This window comes from Flavobacterium sp. (genome assembly GCF_046317795.1).
Classification (GTDB): Bacteria; Bacteroidota; Bacteroidia; order Flavobacteriales; family Flavobacteriaceae; genus Flavobacterium.
In genome coordinates this window covers 1-8,828 of sequence record NZ_JBKCVI010000126.1, presented here as the reverse complement: position 1 = coordinate 8,828, position 8,828 = coordinate 1, and the positions used below count along the sequence as shown (strand labels likewise).

Sequence of the window (8,828 nt, the reverse complement as noted above, 5' to 3'; positions counted from 1 at the left end):
GTTTAGCAGTACTATGCATTGTTTTTTCTGCTTTATCTGCTTCAGTTTCCAAAAAAGTGGTTTCGTGATATAAAATATCAACATTTTGAATTGAACAAATAATAGTTTCATCAAATGCCGTATCGCTGCAAAAAGCGTAACTTTTTGGTTGAATTGGGTCAAAAGTTAATTCCTCATTTGGAATTATTGTTCCATTATCAAGAGTAATATCATTACCGTTTTTTATTTTTTGAAAATAGCAGGTTTCTATCTTGTTTTTATTGACGGCATCAACATTCAATTTTCTGTCTCCAATTTTTTCTTCAAAAAGAAACCCATTGGTATAAATTCTATGTTTTAAAGGAATGGTTTTTACCAATACTTTTTCGTCTTCATAAATCACTTCACTTTCGGTGGAAGTTAATTCATGAAAATATAAATTATAGCCAGTGAAAGAATTGGAATAGCGCAATTGAAGTAATACAATTTCTTTTATCCCTTTTGGGCCATAAACATGTAAATCGGTTTGACGGTTGAGCAACATGAATGTAGAAATCAAACCTACCAATCCATAAAAGTGATCCCCATGCAAGTGTGAAATAAAAATATGATTAATTCTTGAAAATTTAAGTTTGTTTTTTCTCAACTGCACTTGGGTTCCCTCACCACAATCAATCAAAAACATTCTATTTCGAATTTCTAATATTTGGGCTGTAGGATTAGTTATCGTTCGTGGTGTGGCTGCATAGCAACCTAGAATTGTTAATTTCATAATAGTTTAAAAACCTAAATCGCGCTCAATTTCTTCCATTTCAATAATATCATGAGCTTCTAGAATGGTAGGAACTACTATAATATTGTTTGGAACTGAATTAAAATTAATGCTTTGAGCAACGATAACAATCGATTTTTTCTCAATTGTGTGTAACTTAATCAATTCAGAAAAAGATTTTACATCTTCCAAACTTAAATTTTTATCATATGACACATCTAATATAAGATTATCATTTTTAAAAGTATTGTGTTCATGAGTAACTTTCATCAAAAAATCAGCTGTTTGTCCTTTTGTGTCTTTAATAATTGTTGTATGTCCTTTGTGTTCTACTTTCATTTGGTCTGAATTTTTAACGTGTTGCTAAATTACTAACATTTTACAATTAATTATCATTTGAATCACTATTTATCATGTTCATAATGTCGTTTATAGAAAATTAAGGTATTTCATCGATGAAATGCATGTTTTTTTAACATTTCATAGATTAACTGCACAATAAAAACGCTGAAAACCCTTGAATTCATTGATTTTGCGCTTTAAACGAGTTTTCAGGTTAGTTAACGAAAATATTTTTAGAACGAGAACAGTTGATGTAGTTTTGATAAAGAAATAAGAACGAAACTAAAAACAAGAATTATGACAACAACAAATAACTCAGTAGCTCAAAAAAATGTAACAAACGTTAGATTATTTGTTTTATTCGTTTTATTAGTTATTGCAAACACTGGAGTTTTTGGACAAAACAAAGTTGAAGATATAGCATTGACTGCAGCAACAGAAGTTTCAGTTTCTAAAGATGCTACAATTGTTACTACAACTGACAACACTATTGCTTCAACATCAATGGATTTTGCTGTTTGGTTTACAGGAACAAAAAATACTAAATCTGATAATCAATCAAATGTAAGTTTTAGCAAAAAACAATTAATCAATTCTGGTGTGAATACAAATAATGTTTTAATTAGATCCATTTTAAAGAAAGTTAGCTATCAAGGAAACGATGTAGCATAATAAAGATAAAGTTTTATAAATAATTTGGTTAGTTTTAAAAAGAGAAATCCCGATGTTTAGTATCGGGATTTCTTATTTTATGTTTTGTTTGAAATAAATTTCGGTGGCACCTAGTCCGTATTTCTGGTAATTAGCATCTTGAAAACTAATATTATCGTATCGTCCTAACATAAAGTCAAGTTCCGATTTTAAAACTCCTTCTCCTACTCCATGTATAAAAACAATTTTAGGGATTCTGTTTCTAATCGCAAATTCAATATGCCTTTTGGCAGTTTCTGTTTGCAATGTTAAAATATCATAATTGCTCATAGCTTTGTAATTTTTTACTAATTTTTCAACGTGCAAATCAAACTCTGGAGGTGGGATTTCTTTATTCGATTTCTTTTCTTTGTTGATGTAATTGGGCTTAGCAACTTCTTTTTCTCTAATCACCTGACTTTTATTGAAACTAAAATTCATGTCATTAGAACTTCCCATTTTGATTAACTCACTGCTTTTAAAAATTAAAGTAAAACCATCACTAGTTTCGATAGTAACTTCGTTGCCTTTAATATCAAGTACAACTCCATCAATAGCATCATCCAAAACGGAAACTATATCGCCTTTAGTTATCATTGTCTTGTTCGTCTTCGGTTTCAGAATATTTACTTGGAGTTTTAGCACTTAAATGTATCATTCCGTATATAAAAATGACAACGGCAATTGCAAGAATAAAAACGTTGGGTTTTTCTTTTGTTTGTTCGTATAAACCCACTATGATGGCCACAATCATTAGTGGTAAAATTAATTTTTTCATGGAATATAATTTACTTCAAAAATAACAAACTTTATTGGCATACCGAATAAAAAAGCACCTTCTAATGAAAGTGCATTTGATTATAATTGTTTTAGATTTTATTACATTAAGGCGCTATATCCAATAACCATAACTATTGCAGCAATAATATATAAAGCTATAATAATTATAGCAGCAATTCCCAAGAATTTATGATGCGACTTCAAATTACTAAAAGCTTTGGTTAACAATTCCGAATCACCAAAATTGAGTGCTTTCTTTGTGCTATCGGCATATTTGTATAAATAATAAATAGGAAATAGATAAATGATAGCAAATACTAAATAAATAATTGATACAAATCCTTTAACCGCACCAAATGGACTAGGGGTTTCAGGTGCCATCGACATAACTGAAGTCATTATAATGGCTAATAAAGCTAAAAAGCCAATGCCAATAAATCCTAAAATAGCTAAGAACATGGACCATTTAGCACTTTCTCTTAAATAATCTTTGGCTACTTCTTCTAATTGCATTCCGTTGTTTTGGTATTCCATAATAAGTAAAGTTTTGTTGGTTAGTGAATTAATGTTCTATTTTTCAAATTGTTTTAAGGTATTTATAATAATGGATACACAATCTAACAATTGCTCCTCATCCATAACTAATGGAGGCGCAAAACGAATAATATTGCCATGTGTTGGCTTGGCTAACAATCCATTTTCTGCTAATTTCATACAGATATTCCATGCTGTATCGCTTTCTTCTGTATCGTTAATCACCACTGCATTGAGCAATCCTTTTCCACGAACTAAAGTCGCAATATTTGATGTTTTGACGTATTCTCCTATTTTCTCTCTGAATATTTTCCCTAAACGACGAGCATTTTGAATTAAATGTTCCTCGTTCACAACATCTAATGCAGCCATTGCTACTGTAGCAGCAATAGGGTTTCCTCCAAAAGTGGAACCGTGTTGTCCTGGTCTTATCACATTCATAATGGCATCATTTGCCAAAACCGCTGAAACTGGATAAACACCGCCAGAAATGGCTTTTCCTAAAATCAAAATATCGGGTGTTACATAACTGGCTTGCTTTTCACATTTGTTTTCACAAGTACAATTACCACAAACGGCTAACAAAGAACCGGTTCTTGCAATGCCGGTTTGCACTTCATCGGCTATAAACAATACATTATTGGCAGCACACAATGCCTTGGCTTTCGCCAAATAATCTTCGCTTGGCATATACACTCCTGCTTCTCCTTGAATAGGTTCCACTAAGAAACCAGCAATATTTTTGGAAGATGAAATTGCTTTTTCCAGAGCTTCAACATCGTTATATGCAATTTTAATAAAACCAGCCGTGTATGGACCAAAGTTCTTACGAGCATTTTCATCATTGGAAAATGAAATAATTGTAGTGGTTCTCCCATGAAAGTTTCCGTCACATACAATAATTTGAGCTTCATTTTCGGGAATGCCTTTCTTTTCATAAGCCCATTTTCTACAAAGCTTTAAAGCGGTTTCCACAGCTTCGGCTCCTGTATTCATAGGCAACATTTTATCAAAACCAAAATACTTAGTGATGTATTCTTCGTAAACGCCTAATTTATCATTGTAAAAAGCACGCGAAGTGAGTGTCAACGTTTGCGCTTGTTCTATCATAGCACCCACAATTTTTGGATTACAATGACCTTGGTTGACTGCAGAATATGCCGAAAGAAAATCATAATACTTTTTTCCTTCTACATCCCAAACATATACTCCTTCTCCTCTATTCAATACAACAGGTAATGGATGATAATTGTGTGCTCCATATTTGTCTTCTAAGGCAATGGCATCATGAGACGTTAAGTTTTCTAAAACTGACATTTTATTGTAATTTAAATTCTGTACTATCAACCTGTCTGCCGACAAGTAAAATTCCTTCTTCTTGGAGAGAAATCATCCATAAGTTGAACAAAAGTATAATTAAATTATGAATTACGAATTAGAAATTACGAATTACGAGCTATAAAATAAGAAGTATAGAAAAAAATCAATTACTATCTATTCAAATCCTTAATCCTAAATCAAAACTGAAGATACAATAAAGTCACAGCAGCCAGAGTCATTATAAGTAAAGCTCCAAATCCTAAAATATTTGAAAACCTACTATTCGTAAAATCACCCATAACTTTTTTGTTATTGGATATGTGTAGAATTATGGCAATTAAAACAGGTGCTGTTAGTCCGTAAAGAATGGCAGTGTATATTAGTGCTTTCACGGGAGAGATTCCAATATAATTTAATGACAAACCCAATAGTAAGGAGATAGCAATTACAATATAAAAAGCTTTAGCTTCATGGAATTTTTTGTCTAAGCCCTGCTCCCATCCAAAAGTTTCGGTAATAATATACGATATAGAGCCACTTAATACAGGAATGGCTATCAGCCCAGTACCAATAATTCCAATAGCAAAAAGTAGGTAGGCAAAATTCCCTGCTAAAGGTTTTAAAGCGGCTGCAGCTTGTTCTACGGTGTCTATTTGATGAACGCCTCCGTTATACAGCACGGTTCCAGTAGTCAAAATAATAAAATACATGACAAAACCCGAGAACGACATCCCAAAATCGACATCTTGCTTCATGTCGTGGATGATTTTTTTGTTGACTACTAAATGCCGTTTCTTGTTTTTCATCTCTTCTACTTCTACTGAAGCTTGCCAAAAGAAAAGATAGGGTGAAATTGTTGTTCCCAATATTCCAACCAAAATAGCCATAAATTCTTTATCAAATGTTATGGTGGGGATAAAAGTAGCTTTGGCAATTGCACCAAAATCTTGCTTGTATAAAAACGGGACAATAAAGTAAACTAACATTACTATGCATAAATATTTAAGTACCGAAGCAATCTTTACATAAGGCAAATAAATAATTAATCCTAAAAGTAAAAAAGTAAAAAATACACTAAAGAAAGAAGCGTGAATAGATGGAAAAAGTAAGTTTCCAACAGCTCCCATTCCGGCAATATCAGCACCTATATTCATTATGATGGCTGGAAAACTAAACAGCAACATGAGATACAAAATAGGTTTTGGATAATGTGATTTTAGCGCACCAGTCAAACCTTGGGAAGTAACTAATCCTATCTTGGCGCACATTTGTTGAATGGCAGCCATCAGCGGAAAAGCTATCAAAGCTGTCCATAAAGTAGACAAACCAAATGCAGCTCCAGCTTGTGAGTAGGTAGCAATTCCCGATGGATCATCATCACTAGCACCCGTTATTAAACCAGGACCCAGTATTTTCCAAAAACGCTTTAACTTATTTGGCCGATTCATAAATGAGTATATACTGCTAAATTATAACAATTCTCGCTCTTGAAACATTTTTAACAAAGTATTCACTGTATTCCAATTGCGTGTGGTAGAAACTACATTCATACTTTTTTCTATCCATTTGTTATCGAGCTTGGTTTTGGCTGGTGAAGTGTCGTATTTTAAGTATATTCGTTTGCCGTCCAATTGGATTTCGTCGGGTTTGATAAAGTTCAAATTGAGTTGGGTAATCATATTATTAGGTAACTCGGAAGAAATAAACGAAACGTATAATTTTTTTAAATCGATTTCAGCTTCATTCAAAAATAAGTTTCGGTCTAAACACGCCTGCAAATCCTCTTTGCCAATAACAATCACGGGCACATCATGTCCAAACTCTTTGAAAATTTCCTGCTTAATCAAAAAACCAACTTTGGCTGGACTTTCTTCTTCGGTATCTACAAATACATTCCCCGATTGGATATAGGTTACCACATTCGTATATCCAATGGCTTCCATTGCTTTTTTCAAAGCGACCATGTTAATCATTTTATGACCGGAGACGTTGATGCCTCTTAATAATGCTAAATGAGTATACACTTTTAAATTTTTCCTCTAATTTATATTTTTTTCGTAAATGATAACCAAGTTTTAATCAATAGTTTATTTTTGCCCCATGGGAAGAAAACAAACCAACAAAGTTATTTTTGAAAATATAACCATTCTTGATGCTGGTGCCAAAGGCGTATCGGTAGCCAAAGCACCCGAAGGCCAAGTCATTTTTATACCTAATGTCGTACCGGGTGATGTGGTAGATGTGCAAACTTTAAAAAAGAGAAAGTCTTATTTTGAAGGCAGAGCCATAAAATTCCATTCCTATTCAGAAAATAGAATTGAGCCCGTATGCCAACACTTTGGTGCTTGTGGCGGGTGCAAATGGCAGAATATGAAGTACGAGCAACAGTTGTTTTACAAAAATCAAGAAGTCTATAATAACTTAAAACGCATTGGAAAAATAGAATTACCAACATTTGAACCGATATTGGGTTCCGCTAAGCAGTTTTTTTATAGAAACAAAATGGAATTTGGATTTTCGGATACCCGTTGGTTAAACGAGGCCGAAATCAAATCAGAAGACCAATCATTGAGCAAAAAACCGGCTTTGGGTTTTCATATTCCCAGAATGTGGGATAAGATATTAGACATCGAGAAATGTCATTTGCAGGAAGATCCATCGAATGAAATCCGAAATGCCATTCGCGAATTTGCGGTTCTTAATAATATGACGTTTTTCAATGCCCGAAACCACGAGGGCTTATTGCGAACACTCATGATTAGAACGGCATCTACTGGAGAAATCATGGTGCTTATCCAGTTCTTTCAGGAAGATAAAAAACAGCGTGAGTTGTTGTTGGATTATATTCACGCAACGTTTCCACAAATTACCTCGCTTCAATATGTAATCAATGGCAAAGCCAATGACACACTTTATGACCAAGATATTAAATTATATAAAGGAAGAGAGTATATTTTGGAAGAAATGGAAGGATTGCACTTTAGTATCAATGCCAAATCGTTTTACCAAACTAATTCTGACCAAGCGTATGAGTTGTACAAAATCACTCGAGAATTTGCAGGTCTAACCGGAAATGAAGTCGTTTACGATTTATATACGGGAACTGGAACTATTGCCCAATTTGTATCAAAAAAAGCTAAAAAAGTAATTGGCGTAGAAGCCGTTCCTGAAGCAATTATCGATGCAAAAGAAAATGCCAAACGCAATAGCATTACCAACTGTGAATTTTATGTAGGCGATATGAAAAACGTTTTCAATGACGATTTCATTGCACAACACGGCAAACCCGATGTGATTATCACCGATCCACCAAGAGACGGAATGCACAAAGACGTAGTAGAACAATTGATTAAAATTGGTGCTGACAAAATTGTGTATGTTAGCTGTAATTCGGCAACACAAGCCAGAGATATAGCATTGCTGGACGAAAAATATAAAGTAACCCGTGTGCGACCAGTGGATATGTTTCCGCAAACGCATCATGTGGAAAATGTTGTACTTTTGGAAAAAAGATAGTATCAAGATTAAAGTATTAAGTACAAAGACTTATGAAAAAAATTATATTGTTGTTTCTAATTTGTATCACTTTCTCAAGTTGTGAGAAAGATGAAACTGATTACATTGTTGGAGAATGGAAAGTCATGAAGGTATCTATTAACAATATCTTCACCTCGGATGGTCTTGTAGATTGTGACTTTAATACAGTATATGATTTTAGAAGCGATAAAGAATTTCGGATATATGGACCCCAAATTACATCTGACGGATATATATGCATGCTTTTAGGTGCTATAAAATGGGAGAAAACTAATAATGGTTATAATATTTTACAGACTACCAATGTTCGTGCAGAAATAATAAAAGTCAGCAATGACACCATAGTCCTACAAAAAATAGATGGTTATTCGGTTAATTTCAAAAAAATGTTAGTTAGACAATAAAAAATGAAAAAAATAATCGCCCTATTATTGCTTGGTATTACTTTCTCTAGTTGCGAAAAAGATGATATTTGTGCTGAGGAAACCACTCCTCGATTGATATTGGAGTTTTATGACGTGAACAATCCAACGGTTAAAAAAAGTGTAACCAGCTTAAAAGTTACGGGTTACAAAACAGATAATAGTACATTATTAACTGACTCTTTGGATACTTTTAGTGGCGTCAGTAAAATTGAATTACCACTGCGAATTACAGAAGATATAACCAAATACAGTTTGATTTTAAACAGCACCAGCACGAGTGTCACACCAAACACTGATATACTACAATTTAATTATACACGTCAAAACGTATATGTGTCTAGAGCTTGTGGCTATAAAACCATTTTCATTCTAAACTCACCCAATGGTCTTATCCAAACCGATACCGCTACACCTGATTTACTTTGGATGCAAAATATAAACATACAAAC

General features: G+C 33.3%; 12 protein-coding genes. 4 read left to right on the top strand and 8 right to left on the bottom strand.

What is annotated here, in order from left to right; genetic code table 11:
• On the bottom strand, positions 1-751 hold a 751-nt coding region (locus tag ACK5ON_RS07500), incomplete at its 3' end, for a ribonuclease Z (protein ID WP_409821338.1).
• Between the two features lie 6 nt (positions 752-757).
• A complete protein-coding gene (locus ACK5ON_RS07495; protein WP_396176535.1) occupies positions 758-1,090 on the bottom strand; it encodes a ribonuclease Z in 333 nt (110 codons plus the stop codon).
• 300 nt (positions 1,091-1,390) lie between these two features.
• Between ACK5ON_RS07495 and ACK5ON_RS07490 the strand changes: the two genes are divergently transcribed.
• Positions 1,391-1,765, top strand: coding sequence for a hypothetical protein (locus ACK5ON_RS07490; protein WP_409821334.1), 375 nt, complete (start codon positions 1,391-1,393; stop codon positions 1,763-1,765).
• A 72-nt stretch (positions 1,766-1,837) separates the two neighbouring features.
• Here the strand turns inward: ACK5ON_RS07490 and ACK5ON_RS07485 are convergent, their stop codons facing one another.
• From ACK5ON_RS07485 to ACK5ON_RS07460, 6 genes are all read right to left on the bottom strand, one after another.
• On the bottom strand, positions 1,838-2,380 hold the full coding sequence (locus ACK5ON_RS07485) for a Smr/MutS family protein (RefSeq protein ID WP_409821332.1): 543 nt from the start codon (positions 2,378-2,380) through the stop codon (positions 1,838-1,840).
• A complete protein-coding gene (locus tag ACK5ON_RS07480) occupies positions 2,370-2,561 on the bottom strand; it encodes a hypothetical protein (protein ID WP_409821329.1) in 192 nt (63 codons plus the stop codon). The genes ACK5ON_RS07485 and ACK5ON_RS07480 overlap by 11 nt, the downstream gene beginning before the upstream one ends.
• 101 nt (positions 2,562-2,662) lie before the next feature.
• Positions 2,663-3,097, bottom strand: coding sequence for a DUF5362 family protein (locus ACK5ON_RS07475; RefSeq protein ID WP_409821326.1), 435 nt, complete (start codon positions 3,095-3,097; stop codon positions 2,663-2,665).
• 36 nt (positions 3,098-3,133) lie between these two features.
• Entirely contained in the window at positions 3,134-4,414 is a 1,281-nt protein-coding gene (gene rocD, locus ACK5ON_RS07470) for an ornithine--oxo-acid transaminase (RefSeq protein WP_409821324.1), read from the bottom strand.
• Between the two features lie 200 nt (positions 4,415-4,614).
• Positions 4,615-5,865 (bottom strand): NRAMP family divalent metal transporter, encoded by a 1,251-nt coding sequence (locus ACK5ON_RS07465; protein WP_396176312.1) that lies wholly within the window; start codon positions 5,863-5,865, stop codon positions 4,615-4,617.
• A gap of 21 nt (positions 5,866-5,886) precedes the next feature.
• A complete protein-coding gene (locus ACK5ON_RS07460) occupies positions 5,887-6,441 on the bottom strand; it encodes a DUF1697 domain-containing protein (protein WP_409821321.1) in 555 nt (184 codons plus the stop codon).
• A gap of 76 nt (positions 6,442-6,517) precedes the next feature.
• On the opposite strand from ACK5ON_RS07460, the gene rlmD reads away from it, so the two are divergent.
• The 3 genes from rlmD to ACK5ON_RS07445 form a co-directional block, all read left to right on the top strand.
• The gene (gene rlmD / locus ACK5ON_RS07455; RefSeq protein WP_409821318.1) at positions 6,518-7,933 is read left to right on the top strand and encodes a 23S rRNA (uracil(1939)-C(5))-methyltransferase RlmD; all 1,416 of its coding nucleotides are present in this window, start codon (positions 6,518-6,520) and stop codon (positions 7,931-7,933) included.
• 50 nt (positions 7,934-7,983) lie between these two features.
• A complete protein-coding gene (locus ACK5ON_RS07450) occupies positions 7,984-8,358 on the top strand; it encodes a hypothetical protein (RefSeq protein ID WP_409821316.1) in 375 nt (124 codons plus the stop codon).
• A gap of 3 nt (positions 8,359-8,361) precedes the next feature.
• The coding region (locus ACK5ON_RS07445; protein ID WP_409821314.1) for a DUF6452 family protein at positions 8,362-8,828 on the top strand (467 nt) is incomplete at its 3' end.

Coding starts and splice junctions, on each gene's coding strand:
- ACK5ON_RS07495 (WP_396176535.1), bottom strand. CDS start 1,090: ATGAAAGTAGAACACAAAGGACATACAACAATTATTAAAGACACAAAA.
- ACK5ON_RS07490 (WP_409821334.1), top strand. CDS start 1,391: ATGACAACAACAAATAACTCAGTAGCTCAAAAAAATGTAACAAACGTT.
- ACK5ON_RS07485 (WP_409821332.1), bottom strand. CDS start 2,380: ATGATAACTAAAGGCGATATAGTTTCCGTTTTGGATGATGCTATTGAT.
- ACK5ON_RS07480 (WP_409821329.1), bottom strand. CDS start 2,561: ATGAAAAAATTAATTTTACCACTAATGATTGTGGCCATCATAGTGGGT.
- ACK5ON_RS07475 (WP_409821326.1), bottom strand. CDS start 3,097: ATGGAATACCAAAACAACGGAATGCAATTAGAAGAAGTAGCCAAAGAT.
- rocD (WP_409821324.1), bottom strand. CDS start 4,414: ATGTCAGTTTTAGAAAACTTAACGTCTCATGATGCCATTGCCTTAGAA.
- ACK5ON_RS07465 (WP_396176312.1), bottom strand. CDS start 5,865: ATGAATCGGCCAAATAAGTTAAAGCGTTTTTGGAAAATACTGGGTCCT.
- rlmD (WP_409821318.1), top strand. CDS start 6,518: ATGGGAAGAAAACAAACCAACAAAGTTATTTTTGAAAATATAACCATT.